The 23,896-nt window shown below is 53.6% G+C and carries 17 protein-coding genes; 7 read left to right on the forward strand and 10 right to left on the reverse strand.

Annotated elements, in window-relative coordinates:
• Positions 1-2: 2 nt before the first annotated feature.
• Both malF and malE read right to left on the reverse strand, forming a co-directional pair.
• Positions 3-1,583 (reverse strand): maltose ABC transporter permease MalF, encoded by a 1,581-nt coding sequence (gene malF, locus A6R74_RS04645; RefSeq protein WP_064233293.1) that lies wholly within the window; start codon positions 1,581-1,583, stop codon positions 3-5.
• A 93-nt stretch (positions 1,584-1,676) separates the two neighbouring features.
• Positions 1,677-2,864 (reverse strand): maltose/maltodextrin ABC transporter substrate-binding protein MalE, encoded by a 1,188-nt coding sequence (gene malE, locus A6R74_RS04650; protein ID WP_064233294.1) that lies wholly within the window; start codon positions 2,862-2,864, stop codon positions 1,677-1,679.
• A gap of 306 nt (positions 2,865-3,170) precedes the next feature.
• Between malE and zwf the strand changes: the two genes are divergently transcribed.
• The 5 genes from zwf to A6R74_RS04675 all read left to right on the forward strand — a co-directional run bounded on the left by zwf (position 3,171) and on the right by A6R74_RS04675 (position 12,744).
• Positions 3,171-4,676, forward strand: a complete 1,506-nt coding sequence (zwf, locus tag A6R74_RS04655) for a glucose-6-phosphate dehydrogenase (RefSeq protein ID WP_064233295.1) — start codon at positions 3,171-3,173, stop codon at positions 4,674-4,676.
• Between the two features lies 1 nt (position 4,677).
• Positions 4,678-5,343, forward strand: a complete 666-nt coding sequence (gene pgl, locus A6R74_RS04660) for a 6-phosphogluconolactonase (protein WP_064233296.1) — start codon at positions 4,678-4,680, stop codon at positions 5,341-5,343.
• Between the two features lie 45 nt (positions 5,344-5,388).
• Positions 5,389-6,051, forward strand: a complete 663-nt coding sequence (locus A6R74_RS04665; protein WP_064233297.1) for a bifunctional 4-hydroxy-2-oxoglutarate aldolase/2-dehydro-3-deoxy-phosphogluconate aldolase — start codon at positions 5,389-5,391, stop codon at positions 6,049-6,051.
• A gap of 264 nt (positions 6,052-6,315) precedes the next feature.
• Entirely contained in the window at positions 6,316-7,911 is a 1,596-nt protein-coding gene (locus A6R74_RS04670; protein ID WP_064233298.1) for a solute:sodium symporter family transporter, read from the forward strand.
• A gap of 300 nt (positions 7,912-8,211) precedes the next feature.
• A complete protein-coding gene (locus tag A6R74_RS04675; protein ID WP_125410285.1) occupies positions 8,212-12,744 on the forward strand; it encodes a HEAT repeat domain-containing protein in 4,533 nt (1,510 codons plus the stop codon).
• Between the two features lie 236 nt (positions 12,745-12,980).
• On the opposite strand, the gene A6R74_RS04680 is transcribed toward A6R74_RS04675, so the two are convergent.
• From A6R74_RS04680 to A6R74_RS04715, 8 genes are all read right to left on the reverse strand, one after another.
• The gene (locus A6R74_RS04680) at positions 12,981-13,865 is read right to left on the reverse strand and encodes an SMP-30/gluconolactonase/LRE family protein (protein ID WP_240488164.1); all 885 of its coding nucleotides are present in this window, start codon (positions 13,863-13,865) and stop codon (positions 12,981-12,983) included.
• A gap of 27 nt (positions 13,866-13,892) precedes the next feature.
• Positions 13,893-14,498 carry a 2-dehydro-3-deoxy-6-phosphogalactonate aldolase gene (locus A6R74_RS04685; RefSeq protein WP_064233301.1) on the reverse strand — a complete coding sequence of 202 codons (606 nt, stop codon included), beginning with the start codon at positions 14,496-14,498 and terminating at the stop codon, positions 13,893-13,895.
• 14 nt (positions 14,499-14,512) lie between these two features.
• On the reverse strand, positions 14,513-15,496 hold the full coding sequence (locus tag A6R74_RS04690) for a 2-dehydro-3-deoxygalactonokinase (protein WP_064233302.1): 984 nt from the start codon (positions 15,494-15,496) through the stop codon (positions 14,513-14,515).
• Between the two features lie 29 nt (positions 15,497-15,525).
• Positions 15,526-16,674, reverse strand: a complete 1,149-nt coding sequence (dgoD, locus tag A6R74_RS04695) for a galactonate dehydratase (RefSeq protein WP_064233303.1) — start codon at positions 16,672-16,674, stop codon at positions 15,526-15,528.
• A gap of 39 nt (positions 16,675-16,713) precedes the next feature.
• Positions 16,714-17,433 carry a FadR/GntR family transcriptional regulator gene (locus A6R74_RS04700; protein WP_064233304.1) on the reverse strand — a complete coding sequence of 240 codons (720 nt, stop codon included), beginning with the start codon at positions 17,431-17,433 and terminating at the stop codon, positions 16,714-16,716.
• 190 nt (positions 17,434-17,623) lie between these two features.
• Positions 17,624-18,466, reverse strand: coding sequence for a carbohydrate ABC transporter permease (locus tag A6R74_RS04705; protein ID WP_064233305.1), 843 nt, complete (start codon positions 18,464-18,466; stop codon positions 17,624-17,626).
• Positions 18,463-19,356 carry a carbohydrate ABC transporter permease gene (locus A6R74_RS04710; protein WP_064233306.1) on the reverse strand — a complete coding sequence of 298 codons (894 nt, stop codon included), beginning with the start codon at positions 19,354-19,356 and terminating at the stop codon, positions 18,463-18,465. The genes A6R74_RS04705 and A6R74_RS04710 overlap by 4 nt, the downstream gene beginning before the upstream one ends.
• Before the next feature lie 98 nt (positions 19,357-19,454).
• On the reverse strand, positions 19,455-20,816 hold the full coding sequence (locus tag A6R74_RS04715; protein WP_064233307.1) for an ABC transporter substrate-binding protein: 1,362 nt from the start codon (positions 20,814-20,816) through the stop codon (positions 19,455-19,457).
• 474 nt (positions 20,817-21,290) lie between these two features.
• Here A6R74_RS04715 and A6R74_RS04720 point away from each other — a divergent pair, with 474 nt between their 5' ends.
• Complete coding sequence (locus A6R74_RS04720; RefSeq protein WP_064233308.1) at positions 21,291-22,373, forward strand: ABC transporter ATP-binding protein; 1,083 nt, start codon at positions 21,291-21,293, stop codon at positions 22,371-22,373.
• Between the two features lie 20 nt (positions 22,374-22,393).
• Entirely contained in the window at positions 22,394-23,893 is a 1,500-nt protein-coding gene (gene xylB / locus A6R74_RS04725) for a xylulokinase (protein ID WP_205634140.1), read from the forward strand.
• Positions 23,894-23,896: the final 3 nt, after the last annotated feature.

The raw sequence follows: 23,896 nt of genomic DNA on the forward strand, positions 1-23,896 counted from the left end.
TCCTAAACCTTAACCTTGGAAAGGCGCAAATTAAGCAGCGACATGCCCGCCACCAATAAGAAAATAAGCGTGGCGATAGCGGCTGCCAGCCCAAAGTTCTGTCCGGCATCCTGAAAAGCGATGCGATAGGTGTAACTGACTAATAGGTCGGTGGTACCCGCAGGGGTACTCGCGCCAAGAATATCCGGGTTGCCCCCAGTGAGTAGCGCAATCAGCACAAAGTTATTGAAGTTAAACGCAAATGCAGCAATCAGTAGTGGTGTGAGCGGTTTGATAATCAGCGGCAGCGTAATCTTGAACAGGTTGGTGAGCGGGCCGCCGCCGTCTACTGCAGAGGCTTCGTAGAGATCCTGAGGTATCGCCTGGATTAACCCCATGCAGAGCAGCAACATATAGGGGTAACCCAGCCAAGTGTTGACGATCAGCAGCATGGAGCGTGCGAGCCACGGGTCAGTAAACCATTCAGGACGAATGCCAAACAGTGTATCTAAAATCATATTCACTTCGCCGAAGTGCTGATTAAACATGCCCTTGAAAATCAGTATCGAGATAAACGCAGGGACAGCGTAGGGCAGTATCAGCAGCGTGCGATAAATGGCTTTGCCTTTGAGCTGATCCCACTGCAACAGCGATGCCAGTACAAAACCGACGGCCAAGGTAAAGACCACCGTTAGCGCAGCGAAAGCAAACGTCCATACAAAAATCTGCATAAACGGCCCGCGAATATCAGGGTCGGTAAAAATCTTTGCGTAGTGGGTAAAGCCGACGTTTACCGGCCACCCCGGGGTAATCTGTTCGCCGTTGTCGGCGACAAAGAAACCGGTGGTTTGATCAGGTATCAGCACGCGGTCTTCGCGGCGGTCATAGAGCGAACCATCATCGCGGGTTTCGTAGCGGTTCACCATGGGGGCAAACTGGCGCAATCCCGCCATACGCAGCTCAGTACCCTCGGGTGTTAGTAGTCGAAGCCCTTGCAGCGAATCACGTGCCTGAATAATGGCACGCATGCCCAGGGGATCCTGAGCAGGTGTTGCATCGACAGATTGAATACCGATTTGGCGGGTTTCCTGGTTGGCAAGGTTGAGCGGAGAGGAAACAAAACGTTGAACCTTGTTTTCATGATCGTTTTCTCCGTCGCTCTGCAAATACAGTCGCACCAGCTCACCTTCCTGGTAGAGCGTTAGATCAAACGCCTTACCTTCCGCCTGATAAGTTTGGCTTAACAGCTGGCCGCGCACGCGCTCTTCAGAGAGCAGGTTGCTAGAGCTGTAGTTACTAAAGCTAATGCCAATGGTGTAAAGCAGCGGGAAAATAACAAACACCCCAAGTCCTGCGACGGCAGGAAAAATATAGCGATGGCTCATTAACGTGCGTTTGGTAAATACAACGGCTAACGAACCACCCAGCACTAAAAAGAGCAGGGCAAACATCCACTGGCCGTTAAGGTGAAATGCCATCACCAGCCATAAAAGCGCAATCACCAGAACAGCGATCACGCAGCGCAGGGCCCAGCGGGTGTAGCGTTCGGAGAGGTGACGAGAGCGGTGACGGGGAAGGCCGCGAGACGCGTTGGTGGTATACATGATGACTTCCTGAAAGCTGCTCGGCAGTCTGCGCCACCGAACAGTAAAGGCACAAAAAGAGCGTGGTAAGGAAAGAGGGTGGTAAAGATAGCGCTACTGGCGCATGCGCCGTGCCGCCGCATCCAACGCTTCTTGAGGCGATTGACGCCCGCTGCCGATGTTTTGCAGTGCCGGTTCCATGGCCGCCCAAAAGGCGCCCATCTCAGGAATATTGGGCATGGGCATGCCTACTTCCGCATTTTCCAGCGTGGCAGCAATGTTGGGATTGTCGGCAAGCTCAGCCTGATAGTTGATATGGGCTACCGCGCCCAGCGAGCCGTCGCTATTAAAGGTGCGCATGCCCGCTTCGCTGAGCAGGTAGTTCTCTAAAAACTCAACGGCGAGAAAGTCGTTCGGCGTGGCGGAGTTGATCATTGCTGTCATCACACCAAACATCGGTTTCGCTCGCTCGTCGCCCACCTTAGGCAGTAGTGCGACGCCGTAATCAATCCCGCTACGCTCCAGATTAGGCCACGCCCAGGGGCCGCTGATCATGGTGGCGACTTCACCCTGGTTAAAGCGGGTATCCATCAGGTTGTAGTCGGTGCCGCGGGGCAGTACATCGCTTTCGATCAGCTCAACCAGCAGCTCTGCTCCCTGTAAGGCCCCGGCGTTGTTGACACCAATATCGCTAACGTCATAACCGCTGTCGGTCTGTTTGAACGGGTAGCCGCCGTTGGCTGCCAGCAGTGTCCAGCCGTAGTATGGTTCGCTGTAATCAAACAGGATGGCCTTTTTGCCCTCTTGGGAAAGCGTCTGGTCTAGTTCCATTAGCTCGGCAAAGCTCTCCGGTGGTGTGTCCACCAGTGCTTTGTTGTAAATGAGCCCGAGGGATTCGACTGAAATTGGGTAGCCGTAGGTTTCGCCATTCCAAAGTGCAGCCTCCCAGGTAAAATCGTAAAACGCCGCGCGGAAAGTGTCACTAGGCGCTACCTGTTTTAATAGGCCGCTTTGTGCCCACTCGCCCATGCGGTCGTGGGCCCAAATCACGATATCTGGCCCCTGGCCACTGCCCGCCGCCTGTTGGAAACGATCAGTCAGGTTATCTGGGAAGACCACTTCAACTTCAATGCCGGTATCTTCGAGGAACTGCTCGGCCACGAGCTGAATGCCTTCCTGGCCTTTGTTATCGCCCATCCAGATGGTTAACCGATTATCTTCAAAGGCGAAGGCGGGCAAGGTAGCGCTGGCAGCCAGCGTGGCGGAGAGTAGGGGTCTGATAACATAGCGTAGTGATGCCATTAAATAATAGCCTCGTTGTTGTTGTGGTCATTTTGGTGTTGTGGTCATTGATGTATCAACTTCCGCAGCGTGGCCAATTCTGCTCAAGGCTGCCTCCTCCTTAGGGGGCGTAGTAGTGGCGTATGTGAAAGGCGTAGAGTAAAAGTGGAAAATGGCATGAGGGGGAAGCGGAGTGTGCGTTGAAAGCGCAGCAGGCATGGTTATTTTGTAGTAAAATTACACGAAATATTGCGTATAATGCCCCCTTTACGGTAGATTTTAGGTAATCTAACTACATTAGATGCCTAATTATAAATAGGAGCGACGATGAGCCAGTCCACTGCTTCCCAAGGTGCACCGCTGGGCGATCCGAATCACGCTATTGATTTAGCGCTGTTTGGGGCGCTGGGTGATCTTGCCATGCGTAAGTTATTTCCTGCCTTATACCATCTTGATCGCGAAGGCTTGATGCCAGAAAGTACGCGCATTATGGGGCTGGCTCGCCATGAGCACGACGCAGCGTCATTTCGCAAAATGGTTAACGATGCGCTGCAAAAACGGCTAAAAAGTAACGAGCAGGATAAGCAGAGCCTTGAACGTTTTCTTGCCCGCTTGGATTACTTAAAACTAGATTTCTCCAGCGTTGAAGGGTACGACGCTATTCGTCAGTGGCGTAAAGGCTCACCGCGCCCCATGGTGGTTTATCTCTCCGTTGGTGCGCCCATTTATGGCGATATCTGCCGTCACTTGCAGGCCAGTAAAAGTCTGGATGATGAGTCCCGCGTGGTGGTTGAAAAACCCATCGGCTACGACCTGCACTCATCCATTGAAATTAACGACGCCATCGGTCAAGTGTTCCCTGAATCGCGGATTTACCGTATCGACCACTATTTGGGCAAAGAGACTGTCCAAAACCTGATTGCGCTACGTTTTGCCAACCCGCTGTTCGGCACCCAGTGGAACCAGAACAATATCTCCCACGTGGAGATTACCGTTGCCGAAAAAGTCGGCATCGAAGGGCGCTGGGGATATTTCGATGAGGCAGGCCAGCTGCGCGATATGGTGCAAAACCACTTGCTGCAACTACTGTGCTTAATCGCTATGGATCCGCCCTCGAATCTAGATGCCGATGCCATTCGCGATGAGAAAGTGAAGGTGCTTAAAGCGCTCAAGCCCTTTGTGGGCGAAGCGCTTGGCCGCGATGTGGTGCGCGGCCAATATATTGCCGGTACTAGTGACGGCCAGTCGGTGCCGGGTTACCTGGAAGAAGAGGGCGCCAACACCCAGAGCCAGACCGAAACCTTTGTGGCCATGAAAACCGAAGTGGCTAACTGGCGCTGGGCGGGCGTGCCGTTTTATCTGCGCACCGGCAAGCGCATGCCGGATAAGCTCTCGCAGATCGTCATTCACTTCCGCCAGCAGCCGCACTATATCTTCGATCCGGATCAGCGCGGCATCGCCTCGAATAAGCTGATTATTCGCCTGCAGCCGGAAGAGGGGATCGCTCTGCAGGTGTTGACCAAAGATAGCGGCTTGGATAAAGGCATGCGCCTACGCCCCGGCCCGCTGCATTTGGACTTCAACAATGCATTTCCCAAATCGCGGATACCTGATGCCTACGAGCGACTGCTGCTTGAAGTTATGAAAGGTCAGCAATATCTGTTTGTCCGCCGCGATGAAATCGAACACGCCTGGCGTTGGTGCGACCAGCTTATTGACGGCTGGAAAAAACGCGACACGCCGCCGCGCCGCTACCCGGCAGGCTCTTGGGGCCCGGTCGCCTCTATTGCCATGATTACCCAGGATGGCCGCAGCTGGTACGAGGATTATTGATATGAGTCAAGCACGTCAACAGTTGGCCGAGCAGCTTGCCGAAGCCGTTTTTCAGGCGCTGCACGACGACTTAAACCATCAAGAGCGCGTCCTGCTGGTGGTTTCAGGAGGTTCCACCCCGGTGCCTTTCTTTAAGGCGTTGGCGGCCAAACCGCTACCCTGGGAGCGCATTGACGTGACGCTTGCCGACGAGCGCTGGGTAGATGAGCAGAGCAGTGATAGCAACGCCAAGTTGGTGCGTGAGCATCTCCTTCAGGGCAAAGCAGGAGCGGCCACTTTTATACCGTTAACTTGCGGTGCAGCCACCCCCGAAGAGGGCGTAGATGAAGTGGCCAGGCAAGCGGAATCACTGGCGTGGCCTGCCAGCGTGGTGATTTTAGGTATGGGGGGGGATGGCCACACCGCATCACTGTTTCCCGATAGTCCTGAACTGACCCTGGCGCTCGCCACGGACGAATTGTTAGTGGCGGTAAGAACGCCTAGTCAGCCGCAGCCACGGATTACCTTTTCGGCCGACCGCCTGCATCAGGCGCGGCGGCATATTCTGCATATTACCGGTGATGATAAACGCGCCGTATTGGCCAAGGCATTAAACGGCGACGATGTCCGTCAGTTGCCTATTCGTGCTTTCTTAACCTGCCCACTGGCCATTTATTGGGCGCCTTGATCGTTTGCTGGCTTAGCCAATAATAAGTTGCTTGGAGACTCACTAATGACTATCGATAAACAGTTACCTTCTACCCGTACCGCAGAGCTGGATAGCATCTGCTTGAAAGCCGAAGTGATTCCGGTCATCACCATTGAGCGCTTGGAAGACGCAGTGCCGTTAGGGCGCGCTCTGGTGGAAGGCGGCTTAACCGTGCTGGAGATTACCCTGCGCACCGATTGCGCCCTGGACGCCATCAAGCGCATGAAAGAAGCGCTGCCGGGCGCCAGCATTGGGGTGGGTACCGTGTTAACACCCGCACAATATCGCCAAGCCGAGCAGGTAGGCGCTGATTTCGTTGTCACGCCGGGCGCAACGGAGGCCCTTTATCGCTATGGCGTGGAAAGCCCAGTGCCGATGCTGCCAGGCGTATCGACCATTTCTGAGCTGATGACCGGCTGGCAGTATGGCTATCGTCGGTTTAAGTTCTTCCCGGCGGAATCCAGCGGTGGTGCCAATGCCATCAAAGCATTTGGCGCGCCGATCCCTGAAGCACGCTTCTGTCCTACCGGCGGCATTACCGTTGACAATGCAGACTCTTATCTGTCCCTGCCGAACGTGATGTGTGTAGGTGGCTCCTGGTTGACGCCGAAAGCGATGGTGGAAGCCGAAGATTGGAACGGCATTCGTGAACTGGCCCGTCAATCGGCGGAGCGCTTTCATCACTAAACAGGCATTACCGAATAGGCATCCATAAGCAACCTATTGAAGATTACGTAAATGCTGGCCCTAGTTATGGTTTTTAACCATTGCTAGGGTTTTTTTATAGCGAAATTTTGTCATTCGCGTATCGTAGCCGCCTGCGTACGACCAAAGACGTATAACGGGCTATATTCAGCTCAACTAAAATGACGGCACGATTTGTCTGACATTTCGCTATACGCGCATACAGTAACGTGCGTGCCACTTACAATGATCATGAGGTGAGTCAAAATGCACGCTTTGACCCTGGCGTCCTTCCTGTTTTTTACAGGGCTTGTCGCCTTTATCACTTGGCAAATCACTCGCCGAGATGACCACTCAAGTACCAGCGGCTACTTTCTGGCAGGGCGTACGCTAACTTTCCCGCTGATCGCTGGCTCTTTGCTAATGACCAACCTCTCCACCGAGCAAATGGTGGGGCTCAATGGGGCAGCGTTTTCCGATGGTTTAAGCGTGATGGCCTGGGAAGTGGTTGCGGTTATCGCACTGGTGGCATTGGCGCTCTTCTTCCTGCCGCGGTTTTTGAAAAGTGGTATTGCCACGCTGCCACAGCTACTCGAAATTCGTTTCGATAAGACCACCCAGCTAATCACCAATATCATTTTCCTAATTGCTTATGCAGTGGTTCTGCTGCCGATTATTCTCTATTCCGGCGCCATCGGTCTGCAGGGGATGCTCGATCTTCAGGGGCTTACCGGTATCGAGTCTTCGGCGACGCTGCTTTGGTTAACGGTGTGGATCGTCGGTATTATCGGCGCGGTGTATGCACTGTTTGGTGGACTACGCACGGTTGCGGTTTCGGATACGCTTAACGGCGTTGGGCTATTGATCGGCGGTTTTGTGATCGTCTATTTCGGCCTCCAGGCCGTGAGTGACGGCAGCGGCATTATGGAAGGCTGGAGCATCCTCAAAGAAAGCGACCCGGATAAGCTTAATTCGATTGGCGGCGCTGATCAGCAGGTGCCGTTCTTTACTCTGTTTACCGGCGTTTTCCTGATTAACTTGTTCTACTGGACCACCAATCAGCAGATTATTCAGCGTACCTTTGCGGCCAAAAACCTGGCTGAAGGTCAGAAGGGCGTGCTGCTGACCGGTCTGTTTAAACTACTGGGGCCACTCTATCTGGTGCTGCCCGGCATTATTGCTTATCACCTTTATGCTGATCAGGGCGTGCGTGCCGATGAAGCCTACGGCCATTTGGTGTTTAACGTACTGCCGCCGTATCTCACCGGGTTTTTTGCCGCGGTGATGGTAGGCGCGATCCTGTCGTCGTTTAACTCTGCACTTAACAGTACCACCACGATTTTCAGCTTGGGCATCTATAAAGGTGTGCTGAACAAAGAGGCGACGGAAGAGCAGGTGGTTAAATCGGGTAAGGTGTTTGGCTGGATCATGGCCATCATTACCATGATTATCGCACCGTTGCTGGCCGGTCAGGATAGCCTGTTCGGTTACCTGCAGAAGATGAACGCGATCTACTTTATTCCGATTCTAGCAGTAGTGCTGGTAGGGCTATTAACCAAGCGTGTTCCACCGATGGCGGCCAAGATTGCTCTTGTGGGCGGCTGCTTGTTGATTGCCGCCGGTTACTTTGTGCCACCGTTTACACTGCTGCCGCAGATCATGCACGAGTTCCACTTCGTGGCGCTGGTCTTTGTGCTGCTAGTAGTCGTGATGCTGATTATTGGCAAGCTGCGCCCCAGGGAAACCGACTGGATTCAGCAGCACAGCGGCGATGTGGATCTAACACCCTGGAAAGGCGCAGTACCCGCCGGTATTGTCCTGGTCGTGTTAGTGATCGTGATGTATATAAGCTTTGCGGGTTAAACGGCTTTCTGAAGCATTTAGCTTGTGTAGCACCTAATTAGTTTGACCTCTATGTCGTCTTTGAACGCCCGCTGCATTGCAGCGGGCTTTCTGTCTTTCAGGGGCCAGATTAATGCGGGCTCGGCTATAACATTTGATTCATTCGTTGATCATGCTGCGTGCCTAGTTCAGTATTTTGAGATTTTCTGACTTTTCCTAGCCATAGTGGATACTCGTTTAAGAGTTTAAAGAGCACTTGACCGGTGCGTCGTGTACCAGCTTTAAAGGCACCTGCCTTTGCCGATAATCGAGGACGAGAGAATGACACAAGCCGGTGGGCCTGCTGCGATCAATGGCTTCCTTTACCAGATTCTCCATCACTTAGGATGGATTACGGAAGTTTCGCTCTCCGGCACTATAGATGGAGCGCTGATCGATGATGCATGTCTGGTTCTTGAGCCGCGCAATGGCGGTGACGCAAGAGCTGAGGCGGCTGGCGTATATCTCGTTGAGCAGTACAAGTCACGTAAAAATGGCACATGGTCTGTCAAGGATATCGTCTCTGTTCTTGTTGATCTGCGAAAGTCAATACCATCCCAGTATCCAGCTTATGCACGTTATCGATTTGTCACTGATGGTCAGGAAGGCCGTTTAGAGCCTTTAAAACTGTTTCTCACGGATGTTGAATCAGCAGTGGCACCTGATGATCTAGATCAGTTGATAAAAAGGAAATTCAGCTCAGAGCTAATCTGTACCAATAGCGAATTCTTCGACCATATTGTTGTGGCTAGCCGCGCAATTGGAAAACTACTGGAGGACGATGAGCGGATACAAGTATTTCATCTTCTTCAGCACCTGCAGCTAGAGTTTGAATCGGATGGCACTAAACAGGCTTATGCTGTAGATAAATTGCTGCGCCGCTATGCTCCTAACCTGGGAGACGAAAGCGGTATTAGGGAACGGCTTGTAGGTATTCTTGTTGAGAAATTAAGTAAGGGAGAAGCAAAGCTTGATCGCCAAGAGATAAACGATATGTTTCGCAATGTAGGGCTCAATCCCGATAGGATTGTTCGTCTTGAGCAACTAGCTGAAACGATGGGTGAGCGGACTCGCAATCGTCTTGATCGTATGGGTTATCGCCCTGAGTGTGATGTGCGGAACCCTCCGGATTGGCCAGATAGTAAGCCCGTTCTTTTGATCGCTGGCGCAAGCGGTATGGGAAAAACTTGGCAACTGGGTCGGCTTCTGGAGACTCTGGCGAAAAGCCGTGAGATAGTCACACTCGTACCTTCTAACAGCGCTTCGGAAACAGTGCTGAAAGATGCAGCACAGGATATCTGGCAAACCGGGCTCGACGAAACATCTGAGAAATCACTTGTTGCGGTTGCGCGATTCCTTTGCGAGCTTGTTCCAAACGCTGAGGGTCGAAAGATCACGATCGCCGTGGATGATGTTCAGGACGTGGATGTTGCCCGTGCTCTCATTCGACAGGATTGGGCCGAGTGGGGCATGCGTCTTGTCATTACAGTACCGCTTGAGTTGAGCGGAACGCTAAAGTTAGCTGACAGTGAACGTATTCATCTGCATCAGGTCGGGGATTTCTCGATCAATGATCTTGATTGCCTCTTGAGCCGGAATGGTAAAAGGTGGACTGAACTCCCTCCCGACCTTAAGAAGCTTCTGCGCGCTCCAATTTTGGCCGGCCTTTTACTCAAACTTCCTTATAGCTCCATACAACGTGCTCCTCGAAGCGAGTATGAAATCTTTGAGTCCTTTTGGGAGCGCATTGCTTCAAGGGGAGTTCTTAGTGATGTAGGCATCGTGCTCGCGCTCGCTGCTTTATACGTCGGTGGGGAGGTTTATCCGCTTCCCCGGCAGAGATGGAACGAAATCGATCTGAACGGTGAGAGTCGCGCCCGGTTGGAAGCGGCTGGATGGCTTCGAACCACTGAATATGGCGAAGTTGCATTTGCGCATGACCGTCTGCTGAATTGGGCTGTCGCTCAAGAGTTTGTCCGCCAGTATCAGCACAAACAACTTAGCGAGGAAAAGCTTGGTGAATTTTTTTCAGGTGGCAGTAGCAAAGACCAGTCACAGTGGCGTCGCCTCGGATATGTGCCGATGGATGCGATCTGGCTGCTCGGGAAAAACGATCAAAGCGCCGAACCGCTGGGCGTGATCGTCGCACGAATGGAACAAAGCCGAGAGTTCGGAAGCTATGGAGGAGAGCTGTACAAGTACCTGCTTCCGACATTGGGTCAGCGTGCGGTTCCAATTCTTCTCTCTCGCTTGCATTCTGTAGTTTCCTATGAGGCTGGAGATTACCGTGTGAGTCTGATCGGCCAAGCCTTTGCCAGTTTGGCTCGGCAGGATCATGTTGACCTGACGAATGTTGTAAGATCACTTCTCCGATCCAACTCATGGGATCTTCAGAGTGTGGCGATAGCGGTGTTAACAGTCGCACCGGATGCCGATTGGCTCGACAGGATTTGGGAAATTCACCAGCGTTGCGTCGCTATTTTAGAAGATCGATCGAACAGCGTACCGCACGATGGCTATCAAGCCAGTATGGCCGCCTTGCGCGCCGGGGTTGCCCAGAACCCCGCATGGCTTCAGCTACGAATCCTCTCTGTCAATCCCAGTACGGAATCCGTCTGGGATCTTGGATATTTATTAAATACCCTAGAACATCCCGATGCGCTGAATATCTGGAGAAAAACACGGGATCGTTTGATTGAAATGATGCCTGCGAGTAAGCCGCGTAGCCTGCTGCATTGCATCGCACGCTTTGGCGACCGAGAAAAGATAGATTTCGTTGCGCAGCATTTATCACTGCAGCAAGACTTCGCCAGCGGGGCCGCTCTCTACGCTCTGTCCGTTCTTGATCCGGGTGCCGCAATTAATCGGTTCATGGAGGTCAGTGAAGCGGAACGCTACTTATCTCGAAATCAATGGTTCCCTGGTTTACTAAACGTCGAGCCGGAATTGACCCGGCATCGCGTGTTTGAGCTAGCTAAAGCGCAGCCGAAAGGCCGCCACATTATTGAAATACTTTTCGGTGACCGGCCGGATGAAATCAACGAAGAAATGCTGCGGTTTGTGCTGCGCACCCTTGAGCAAGACTTGCGGGAAGATCTCGATGCGATCACCGTGGGAGATCTGCGCTGGCCTGATCGACCGCTAAGTTTTTTGGGGAGTATCACGCGTCCGGATCTTCTTTCCATCATAATGGCGGAGGAAGGGGGTGAGCTAGAAGCAATGCTCGTTACCATCGGCTGCTGTCGGCCACGAATAAATAGTATGGGTAACGAGCCTGTGCATGAGGGCCTGCGTAGGCTTCTCATCCTGATAGGCGGTGAAGGGATCACTACGCTACTCAAGCACGAGCTAGAGTCTGAGCACTACTGGGTACGCCATGGCGGTTTAAAGTGGGCTTTTGTACGTCAAGATTCTGGAGTTATAGAGCGATTAGCTGCCATCGCCCTCCGACCAATTCCACGAGATGCTATTGGAAAACTGGAATCGGAACCTTATAGCGATTTCCATAAAGCAGTAAGCGGACTGGCTGCATTAGGTGCTGATACCAGTTTGGTCGATGCTATTTTCGAGATCGGAATATCTGAAGTACCACTCGAACTTTTTCTTCTTAGATTACATCAAGGGCCAATGCCGATTGCTCTCCTAAACAGAGCTATTTTGACTCTGAAAAATAGAGCAGCAGTAGAAAATGAGCTTTGTGTCGCTGTGATTACTGCTTGGTTCAGCAATAATGAGGAGCTCATACCTATTGTGCGCGACTTGTTGGGGAGAACTGATCCTGCCAGTCGTTTGGCAATATATCTTTGTATCGCGCTCCGCGAGCTTGGTGATCAATCCGAAGAATTTGCCCAGTTTGCTTTTTTTGTAGCGCAAACGAAAGAGAATGTTCGGTGGGGTATTGATGCTCTTACAAGCGTAGGGGATGGCGGTGAGGAATTACTGCTGGAATGGCTACAAAATCAGAGCGTGGGTTTATGGAGCCGCTATGAGGTTTTCGTTATTCGTATGCTATATAGGCGTTCGGAGACGCGAGATCAAGCCATAGCAGCTGCAGGAATAGCCTGTGAGCGGGTTAGCTATTTCGATGAGACCCCTTATGACATAGCAGCTGAAGCGAATGATCCTGGGTTGCGGGATACAATTCTTGAAAAGGCGTTTTCTGAAAACTCTTTCTTCGTGACAGAGCCACTGAACGCCATCGAAGGCCTAGCCAAATTTAATATGCCGCGCGCTGTTGATGCAATTGAGTTGGCTTTCCAAACCCACCCAAAGATTGAGCGAGAGTTGGCGAGGCTGCTCGTTCGCCTCGCACCAGATGTAGCAGCCGAGAAGCTGATTAATGCGGCTGTTATGATTGAGCGGGATTCGATTAGAAGTGCCGTCGGACGAGCTCTGCGACAGCTCGATCCTGCAATAATTGCCCCGCTGTTTGCCGAGCGCGTAAAGGGTACAGCTTCCGAGAGAAAGGTCATCGCTGAATTAGCTGCTTGGTTGCCACTTCCTCAAATTAATAACGTCCTCGTCGGACTTGCTGACCAAGATAGCGCTAGCGAAGTCAGGCATTCGGCACTGCAGGCGCTCGAATACCATCGTAAGGAAGCAGGCCTAAGAGCGCTGCTAGAGGCCTTTAAAACTGCAGGTTATGACAAGCGGTGGAGTCTGCTAACGGCCATCCTGAATGGTGCTGATGCTCATTTGTTGAAGAGCCGTGATGATCCACTTTGGTTAGGCCACATCCTAACGGACGAACTCCCATTTATATTTGAACACCATGCTAATAATGTGCTGAAGCAAAGAGTCCAGCGAGGCAAGTAGTGGCAGACCCTAGTCCGCCAACAGTACGTATCGCCTTAAGGCAACACACTGAAACAAGGTCAACATGGCAAGCAGCTTCAATGAAGAAGGCCTGATCTTTTAAGTGGCTGTTCAAATTGATCGCGTAATTAGATCCGTAACGACCGAGTAGGTGATCGATTGTGCTGCAGGGGCAGTCAAATAAGAGATTCGCACTCAATAGTAGCCCCGCGATTGCGGGGCTTTCTCATATCTGGCTAAGCCAAGCGTAGCGGTGGCTCGGCGAGTCCAGTGATGCCGGTCTCGACCACATAAAGTGAGCCCGCGGTGGGCTCTTGGGCTAGCTGCTCTGCACTAAACCCCTCTTGCGCTGTGGTGATATAGAGTGTTTTTAGATCAGGGCCTGCAAAAGCCGGGCAGGAGGGTTGGCTGACGGGCAGTTCAACCCGGCCAATAATTTGACCATCGTGATCCAAACGCACCACCTGCCCAGCTCCCCACAGCGCTAGCCATAGGCAGCCTTCGCTATCCATGACTGCGCCATCGGGATTGCCCAGGCTGGAGAAAAAATCCGCCCAGGGCTGCGGCTCGCCCTGGGGCCAGCCGTCGCTATCCAGCGCCCAGCGCATTACTACCCCGGTCACCGTATCGGTAAACCAGGCAAACTCACCGTTTTCAGCAAAGCAGATAGCATTGGGAATCGTCAGCCCTGTACGCAGCCGCGATAGCTCACCGCGATGGAGGCGATAAAGGCTTCCCGCGTTTCTTTCCGCGCTTTTGCCCATGCTGGAAAGCCACAGGCTGCCGTGGCGATCAATGCGGGCGTCATTGCTGCGGGTGACCGGGTTATCGGCCTCGAAATCACACAGCTTTTCTGCCTTGCCGCTGTCTGGGTCGAAGCGGCTTAGGCGGTCTTCGCCGACTAACAGCAGGCCACCCTCTTCAAGGGGTGCAGCCAGTGACACTCGATGATCAAATTGAAAGTGGCCGCTCTCACCGCTGGCGGGGGAGAGCCAGTGCAACTGCTTTTCTAGAATGTCGCACCAATAGAGGCGTTGATTTTTGGCGTCCCACTGTGGGCCTTCACCCAGAGTGCAACGGCAATCAACCGCTAACTCTGCTTGCCACGTTGAAACATGCATACCTGTGCTCATTGTTGTTAGTTCTCCTTATTGTTCTCCTGCTAACCAAGCATCGACAAGGGCTTGAGCCTGTTGCCCTACTTGAGAAGCGCTTTGGCCGGGTTTATATAACGCGCTGCCCAGGCCTGCACCATCGACACCTGCTGCGCGCCAAGCGGCGAAGTTATCGACCCCAACGCCGCCAACCGCATACAAAAGGGTGCCTGTGGGCAGTACTGAGCGCACTGCCTGCATGCCCTCTAATCCTACCTGCACCGCGGGGAAAAGTTTAAGTCCGGTGGCACCTGCATCGAGTGCCTCGAAGGCTTCAGAGGGTGTCACAATCCCTGGCCAACTCGCCATACCGAGTCTATGCGTCTCTTCAATGACCGCAGGCCGACAGTTGGGAGAAACGATCAGGCGTCCACCAGCAGCGTGAACTTCACGCACCTGAGCCGGAGTGAGCACCGTACCTGCACCAATGACTGCGCTCTCGCCAAATGCGTCTACCAAGCGGCGAATGCTTTCCAGCGGGTTGGGTGAATTAAGCGGCACTTCAATCTGGGTAATACCCGCGTCCAGCACCGCTTTAGCAATATCAACCACTTCGTCGGGCGCCACGCCGCGCAAAATACCGATTAAGGGCAAGGTCATAGTCACTCTCTCCATTAACAGTTAGCCGCCTTAAGCGCTTGATGGGCAAGCCGAAGGCCAGCGAGTACCGCGGCGTCACCATCCACATGCTGCGCCTGATGGCCGATCGTATTGAGCGCCAGCGTATAGCGCTGGCTTAGGGCTTGGTTGCCAATCAGCATGATCGGCTTATCGGTGGGACATTCACGGCAGGCACCGGCAAGTTCAAGGCCAATAGCAAGTCCTGAGAGCCTGGCCGCCAGTACGGCGCCACGCGTGTCGCCAGTAGGTAGTCGACCATCGAGTAAATCCTGGGCGCGTAGGCCGAACAAGCGACTACTAAAGGTTTCGGGCGCCGCGTAGATCTCGCTAACGGCCGCAATAAACGTTTCACGGCAAACAGGGTCTTGAAGCCCATCGCTGCCGATTGAGTGGCGCAAAACTGATTTGTTGGCCAATAGCTGGTAGAGCTCGCCGGTTAAGTAGGTCGAAAACCCACTCACCGCGCCCGCTTCAAGAGTGGCCCATTTGGCGTGGGTGCCGGGCAGGCAGGCGAGACCCGTAAAGTCAGGTGAGTCAGCGACGAGGCCTGCTAGCTGTGTCTCCTCGCCACGCATTACATCAAAGTGAGTCGCCGTGCTGCGGATTTGGCTTAAACCGGGCAGTAGATAAACACGTAGCTGGTCGCCTGAAAGCGTTGGTGTGACTGCGCCTTGGCTAAGTTGGTCAAGCCGGGTAGGCACTGGCAAATAGGCGGCTTCCAGCCAGCCCTGGCGGGCGCCTGCCATACCGCACACCAGGACATCAGTCTGGCCGGTGGTGGGCAGCCAGTCGCCCACCAGCCGCAGCAGTTCGGCTTCGTATTCATCGGCTTTCAACGACAGCATACCTTTGTCGCTAGTGGCTTGGGTAATCACTTGGTCGTGTTGATCCAGCCCCCAGGCGCGCAGGTTGCTAGAGCCCCAGTCCACGGCAATCCACGCCAGCTGTTGCTCTAACGTTGCAGTCGTCGTGCTCATTGGGTAAGCCTCATCGTTGATTGCATGGCTTACCACTCCGCAATAGAGCCGTCTTCGTGGTTCCACACCGGGTTGCGCCAGCGGTGGCCCACTTTGGCGCGTTCTTCAACGAACTCTTCGTTAATCTCAACGCCAAGCCCTGGGCCTTGGGGAATGGCGCAGAAGCCGTCTTCAATCGCCAGGGCGGACTTATCGACCAGGTAGTCGAGTACATCGTTACCTTGGTTGTAATGAATGCCCATGCTCTGCTCTTGGATAAAGGCGTTGTGGCTGACCGCATCCAGCTGAAGCGAAGCGGCTAAGGTCAATGGGCCGAGCGGACAGTGGGGCGCCAGGGCGACATCGTAGGCGGATGCCAGCGCGGCAATTTTGAGGCCTTCGCTGATGCCGCCGCAGTGGGAAATATCCGGTTGGATAATATCGATCATGCCGTCGGCCAGCAGATCGCGGAACTGAAAGCGAGTGTGCAGCCGCTCGCCGGTGGCCAGCGGGTAGCCCAGACCTCCAGCAATGTCTTTCAGGCAGGGCAGGTGCTCGGGAGCAACCGGCTCTTCCACAAACATGGGGTGGAAGGGCTCTAGCTCGCGCAGCAGCGCTTTGGCCATGGGGCGGTGCACGCGGCCATGAAAGTCGATGCCAATGCCGACATCCGGCCCCACCGCATCGCGGGCTTCCGCAACACGAGCGACGGCTTCATCAACCTTGCGGTGAGAATCGACGATTTGCATCTCGGGGGTGCCGTTCATTTTGAAGGCCGTAAAGCCTTTTTCGACCAATGCTTTGGCACCTGCGCCCACATCGCTGGGGCGGTCGCCGCCCGTCCAGGCATACATGCGCATTTTATCGCGCACAGCACCGCCAAGCAGTTGGTGAACGGGCACACCCAGGTCACGACCTTTAAGATCCCACAGCGCCTGATCAATGCCGGCGATCGCACTCATTAAAATCGGCCCACCGCGATAAAACCCGGCGCGGTACATCGTGTTCCATAGGTGCTCAATTCGGTGTGGGTCCTGGCCAATCAGGTAGTCAGAGAGCTCATGCACGGCGGCCTCAACGGTCGCCGCACGGCCTTCAATCACGGGTTCTCCCCAACCGTAGCAGCCTTCGTCGGTTTCGATCTTGAGAAACAGCCAGCGTGGGGGAACTTGCCAGGTCTTGAGTTTGGTAATTTTCATGTTCGATTATCCTTCTGAATAGAAGTATTGATTGAATTTTTAACTGACGATGCCAAGGTCGATAGCCGTGCGGCGCAGTACTTCTCTCGCGGCGGTTTCTGCGGCGTTGGCATTGCGGCTACGGATAGCGTCAAGTACATGACGGTGCCGTGTAAGGCTGTCGTCTAAGGTGTCCGTGCGATCTTGCGAGCGGTGTATCAGCGCCATAATGGAGGGGCGCAGCAGATGCCCCATTTGCCGCCAGACTAAATTGTGGCTGGCCCGGTAAGTGGCATCGTGAAACGCGACGTCGTACTCGGCATGCTCGGCACGGGCTTCCACGCTGCTGGCCGTTTTTTCCATGCCTGTAAAGGCGCTCTCAAGGCGTTCAATGTCTTCAGCCTGGGCCTCCTGTGCCGCCAAGCCTGCCACCACGGGTTCGGCTGAGTAGCGGAACGCGTAAATAGCCCTGACCAGTTGCGGGTCAAGATTGACTAGGCCGGTCATCCATTCGCTCATCAGCGGGTCTAGCAGGTGCCAGTCGCCGATCTCGCGCACCATCGTGCCGCGCCCTGCGGTGCGCTCTAAGAGCCCCGCCGCGGTGAGGCTGGTCAGTGCATTGCGTACCTGATTACGGCTGACGTCAAAATGAGCGCCGATATCCAGCTCGCGGGGAAAAACATCACCGGGTTGCCAATGGCCTGCCAGTAGTGCCTGGGCGAGTAGGCGCGCTAATTGTTCAGCGCCACCTCGATGGGGCGGCAGAGCGTCTAGCGTCATCGGTTGTCTCTTATTATGTGTTCGATGACAGCTAGTCTAGTAAATGTCTGACATTTAGACAAGGCGTGCTGTGGTCGCCTTTAGGCTAACGATGAGTCTTGATCCAAGCAAAAAAAGCCCACATCTGTTGGCAACAGATGTGGGCAAATCGTGGTTAGTAAATCGTAGTTAGTAAGTCGTGGCTGAAACGTTATCCCTTAACGGCACCTGCGGTCATACCTGTAACGATATAGCGGTTGGCGAGCAGCGCAAAGATAATCACGGGCAGCACAATCAAGCTGGCATAAGCGGCAATAACCCCGTACTGGGCACCGGCTTCAACGCCGCCCATAAAGCGAGTAATCCCCACCGTGAGTGGCTGGGCGTCGCTGCCTGCAAGGAACAGCGCAAACAGGTACTCGTTCCAGGACATGATAAAAATCAGAATCGCCAATGCGTTTAGGCCTGGGCGAACGACAGGGAGCGAAATGCTCCAGAAAAGCTTCCAGGGGCCGCAGCCATCAACGATGGCAGCTTCTTCCATCTCTTTGGGCACGTTTTCAAAAAAGCCCACCATCATCCATACGGCGAAGGGTATATGAATCGCCAAATGGGCAAACAGCAGCCCCGTGCGTGAGCCAGATAACCCTAAGTCGACAAAGATCAGAAACAGCGGCAGCGCCAGCACCACGTGAGGAAGGAAGCGCATGGCCAGTATCGCAAACGACAGCGCGCCGCGTATTTTAGGGCGTAGTTTGTTAAGCCCATAAGCCATAGGTACGCATACCGCCACCGAAATAATCACCGATGCTACGGCGATAATCACGCTGTTACGGAAATAGAACCAAAAATCGCCAGCGTTAAAGGCAACGCTAAAGTTGTTAAGGGTAAAGTCGCTTAACGTTAGTAGCGCTAGCGGAGAGCGAAACATGGCGGTTTCGTTAAAGGCCGCCGCGAGCAGAATAACTGGTGGCAGCAGTGAAATAATCAGCCAAATGGTTAAGCCGACATACTGACCAGCGAGTTTTGCGTTGGCTTTGTTACGATCATTCATGCGCTGGCCTCCTTATTTACCTTGTAGACTTTAATATACAGCCAGGCCACTACCGCCATAATCATAAACATGGTAAAGGCGATGGTGTTGGCCATGCCCATATCTTGATTGGCGATGCCGCGGTTATAAGCCAAGATACTCATCACGGTTGTCGAGCGCCCTGGGCCACCGCCGGTCATGGTGTAGACCATGTCAAATTCGCGGAATGCACTGGTCATGATGATGATGGAGACAAACAGAATGTGTGCCCGAATCATGGGTAGTACCACGTACCATAGGGTCTGGAATGCACCGGCCCCGTCGACCTTAGCGGCCTCATACATATCGTCGGGAATCGTGGTAAGCGCCGCGTAGAGCACTAATATTGCCATCGGCGTTAAGTGCCAGGCATTGGTAAGAGCGGTGGCAAACAGGGCCGTTGAACTATCGGTTAGCCAGTAGGGGCCGGTAATGCCGAAAAAGCCTAGCAGTTGATTAATCACCCCAAAGTCCGGTTCCCACATAAATAGCCGCCAGGTGATCCCGACAATTACCGGGGTCATTACAAAGGGCAGCAGAAATAACGCCATCCAACCGGCTTTAAAGCGAATGCGCTTGCCGCTTAATAAAAAGGCAACCAGTAAACCGACGATTAAGCAACCGAGAGTATTGGCGAGGGTAAAGAGTAGCGTCACCTTGACGGAGTTAATAAAGAGGGGATCTGTCCAGGCGCGCGTGTAGTTTTCCAGCCCGACAAACCATTGGTTACTGAAATCATAAAGAAATACGTCGTGTAAACTGAAGCGTGCGGCGATGCCAAGGGGAAACGCCACAATCAGCAACATAACGATTAAGCCGGGCAATACAAAATACCAGCCCCGGGTATAGCGATTAAGGAGATTGTTTTGCATAGCGCAAACCTCGTTAAAGCATCAATTCAAAAGCAGTGGCGGCTTAGCCGGGTGTAGGCCAAGCCGCCACCGCCAAAGAGGTTAGGGTACGAGGTCGCCTAGCGTTCGAGGTAGCCTGCGCGCTGGAAGGTACGGGTCATGTTATCTACCCAGCGATCCTGCGCTTGCTCTGGGGTTAGGTCGCCGCTGAGCACTTCGGTGGCGAAGTCAACGGTGCCCTGCCACATAACGGTGCCGTATTCAGGAATGCCCTGACGAACAAATACGTGTTCAAGGGTCTGCTCGTAGGCGGGCAAGAAGTCAGCATAATGAGGCTCTAGGCTGCGCAGTTCTTCGCTGTTGAAGTGGGCTACGCGTGAAAATTGCTTGGTGCGTTTGCCCCACTCGATTTCGTTATCCTGCAACATCCATTTCAGAAATTTAAACGCTTCTTCGGAATTCTCAGTATCCATAACGAAGACCCCGCCGCCGCCTAAGAAGGGCACGCCTTGGGGGTAATCCTGCAGGTTACCTTCAAAGGCGGGGAGCGGCTGATAGCCCACGTTACCGGCGGCTTCGCCTTGAGGGTCTTCAACCGTAGAAAGCCCTTGGGGCCACATAGTGGCCATGGCTAAACGGCCATCGCGGAAGTAGCTTAGCCCTTCAAGAAAATCCCAGTTACGGGCAGCGCGGGGCGCCACGTCATTGGCAAGATCGACAAACAGGTTGGCGGCCTCGACTAAGATGGGGTGATCAAGGTCGGGTTGGTAGTTTTCGTCCCAGCCTTCAAGGCCCGTGGAGTAGAGCATGACGATAAAACTACGTGCCACGCCGCTGCCCGCACCTAAGGCGTCGGTCCAGCCGTATAGATCCTCTTCGAGAGTTTCACCGGCCACCGTTTCACCCGCTTCACGCGTGAAAAATTCCCCCACTTCGTAAAGCTCTTGCCAGGTGCGCGGGACTTCAAGCTCGCGCCCGTACTCTTCCTCGAAAGCTGCCTGCTCGTCCGGGTGTGAGAAGAAATCTTCGCGGACAATTAACATCGGCGCTGCGGGGGTGGTGGGCAGGGCGATAATTTCACCAGGGCGAGCGCTGCTCTCCATATGCGATTCGCGAATTCGCTCAGGGTAAGCGTCGATATCAAAATCATATTTTTCGATGTAAGGCGTTAAGTCGACCACATGGTCTTTGAAACTGCCAAACCAGCCGGGGCTGTGGTAGCCCATGTCCCAACGCCCGGTGCCGCCAATGGCTTCGATCGACATACGGTCACGTAACTGATCGGGTGGCAGTATTTCACCAATCACTTTAACGCCGGTTTGGCGCTCATATTCGGGGGCGAAGTAGTTCACTACGGCATCGGCTTCTTCACCCGGGTGAAGCGCCCAGCGGATGGTAACGTCTTCCGCCATTGCTGTAGCGCTGGCCGTGGCTATGGCCAGGCCTAATCCGGTGGCGGTGAGCATGCGTGTTGTTGTCATGTGTCAATCTCCTAAGGCTCTTTATTGTTATGCCCTTTCTCTCGAAAGTAAGCATCGCCGCTGCAAGGTTGAATCGCTAGAACCCACTATGATTATCGGTCAGGAATTGCTTCAAGACACTTTGTTGGCAGAGAGGGTTGATTTGAACTTCAAGCTAACCGACGTCCAACATAAAGGATTTGCAGAATCGTGTCACCTAGCGTAATTAATAGCTACAGGGTGAGCCGAGAATAAGTAACACTAGTGTTCTTTGATCGGTAACACAATAGCAGGATATGAATATAAAAATCATAAAAAACATGTGCTTATGTTTTTTATGGGGTTGAGGGAAGAGGCGATAATGATCTTTTTAAACATTGAGTATTTAAGTTTAAATAGATAATTCTTTGGACTAATGTCTAACGCTAAACATTGGATGCCGATACTTTTAGCCGTTTTACTGCTCTTATTAGACCAAAGAAGGATATAACAACGATGGCTAACATTACGCTGGAAAATGTGCAGAAACGCTTTGGGGAAGAACGGGTGATCCACGGTGTGGATATCGAAATTAACGATGGTGAATTTGTCATTCTGGTGGGGCCTTCCGGCTGCGGTAAGTCCACGTTGCTGCGCATGATTGCCGGGCTCGAGTCGATCAGCGACGGTAATGTGAAGATTGGCGGGACGGTGGTGAACGATATGTCACCCAAAGCGCGGGATATCGCCATGGTATTTCAGAGCTACGCGCTCTATCCGCACATGACGGTCGCTGACAATATGGGCTTCTCACTCAAGCTCTCCAAAGTGTCGAAAAGTGAGATAAATGACAAAGTGAATGCTGCCGCTGAGATTCTCAATTTAGAGCCCCTGCTAAAACGTTTTCCCCGTGAACTTTCCGGTGGCCAGCGCCAGCGGGTGGCGATGGGTCGAGCGATTGTGCGCGACCCGCAGGTGTTCCTGTTTGATGAACCGCTCTCCAATCTGGATGCCAAACTGCGTGTTTCCATGCGCACAGAAATTAAAGAGCTACATCAGCGGCTTAAAACCACTACCGTGTATGTTACCCACGACCAAATTGAAGCCATGACCATGGCTGACCGAATTGTTGTTTTACACCAAGGCTACGTTCAACAAATGGGCACGCCGCTGGAGCTTTACGACCATCCCGCCAATTTATTTGTGGCCAGTTTTATCGGCTCGCCGGGCATGAACTTGATTCATGGCCAAGTGGGCGACGGTGGGCAGTTCCAGGTGCGGGGCGGTGGCCAATTGCCGTTGGGGGATATTGATATCTCCAACTCGGCGGGCGACGCGGTCTACGGTATTCGCCCTGAGGATATGACGCTGGCAGATCAAGGCGTTCCGGTAGAGGTGATCACGGTGGAGCCCACCGGCGCTGAGATTCATGTAGTCGCTAAGTTAGGCGATCAACATATCACCATTGTGTTTCGCGAGCGCCATCAGGTTAAGCCCGGCGATACCATCCACCTGGCCATCAACGTGAATAAAAACCATCTGTTTGATGCGGCGAGTGGCGAACGCATTGCCTGGCACGCCTCCTCCCGGGCAGCCTAACCACAAGGCGGAAGGCCCCAATGAGTATGCAGACGTATTTAGGCTTGGATATTGGTACTTCAGCGGTAAAAGGCGTGCTGGTTGATACCCATCAGCTGTGTTTGGCTACCGCAAGTTCGGCTTACAGCGTTACCCACCCCCGCGCTGGCTGGGCGGAACAAGACCCTGAGCTGTGGTGGCAAGCCGTTGAGGAGGTGGTCGCGCAATTAATGCAGCAGGCTGGCGCTGCCATGGCCAAAGTAGCCGGGATAGGTCTCTCCGGCCAAATGCATGGGCTGGTGGTTCAGAACCAACACGGTGAGGTTATTCGCCCGGCTATTTTGTGGAACGACAGCCGGGCGAGCCAACAGTGTCAGCAGCTTAAAGAGCTCCTACCTTCCCTGGCAACGATAACCAGCGTTGAGCCCATGCCGGCCTTTTGGGCGGCCAAACTGTTGTGGTTAAAAGCTCACGAGCCGGAAACGCTAGCCAATGCCCACCACTTCCTTTTGCCAAAGGATTACGTGCGTTGGCGGATGAGTGGTGAGCGTATCACCGATATGTGTGATGCGGCGGGCACCCAACTGCTTGATCAAGCCAGGCGAGCGTGGAGTCCGGAAATATTGGCAGTGTGTGGGGTCGCAGAGCGCCAGTTGCCGCAATTGGCGGAGGGCAGCACCGCTTTGGCCACGCTCAAACCGGATATCGCAGCTCGATGGCGCATTGAGTGGGGTATTGAAAACCAGGTTCCGATTGCAGCCGGCGCGGGAGATGTAGCAGCAGGGGCGATAGGGTTGGGAGCCATTAACGAGGGGGATGCCTTCTTTACCCTGGGAACGTCGAGTCAGCTGTTTATCGCCACCTCTGGCTATCGCCCTGCGCCTGAGCATGCGTTACACGCCTTTGCACATGCGCTTCCGGAACGATGGTTTCAAATGGCGGCCATGCTCAATGGGGCAAGTGCTCTGGCCTGGGCAGCGAAGTTGATGGGAGTCTCAATTGACGAGGCGCTGACTGCCGCTGAGGAGCAACAGGGGAGTGCGTCGTCGCTACTGTTTTTGCCGTATTTAAACGGCGAGCGAACCCCGCATAACAACCCTGATGCCCGCGGTGTACTGTTTGGCTTACACCCTTCCAGTGGCGTCGGCGAAGTGATTCAGGCGGTATTGGAAGGTGTGGGCTTTTCGTTGCGGGAGGCGCGAGATGTCATCGAGCAGGCCGGTACGCCGATAGCGCGATTAACTGTGATTGGCGGGGGCAGCCGTAGTGATTATTGGCTACAGCTTCTGGCGGATATTTTAGAGCGACCAATTGCGCGTTGTGAAGAGAGTGAGTCGGGGCCTGCCTTTGGCGCCGCACGTCTAGCGCGCTTGGCGGTCACCCAGGAAAATCCCGAGGTGGTCTGTCAGCCGCCGCGAATTGAAAAGGTGTTTCAGCCGAACCTGGAAAATCATCGGCATAGCCATAATTTCGAGCGTTACAAGCGGCTATACCGTGCTCTAGCACATGAATTTGCCATAGCATCCAAACTTGATAATTAACCA

Origin of the sequence: Halomonas sp. ALS9, from assembly GCF_001651035.1 — a bacterium.
Classification (GTDB): domain Bacteria; phylum Pseudomonadota; class Gammaproteobacteria; order Pseudomonadales; family Halomonadaceae; genus Vreelandella.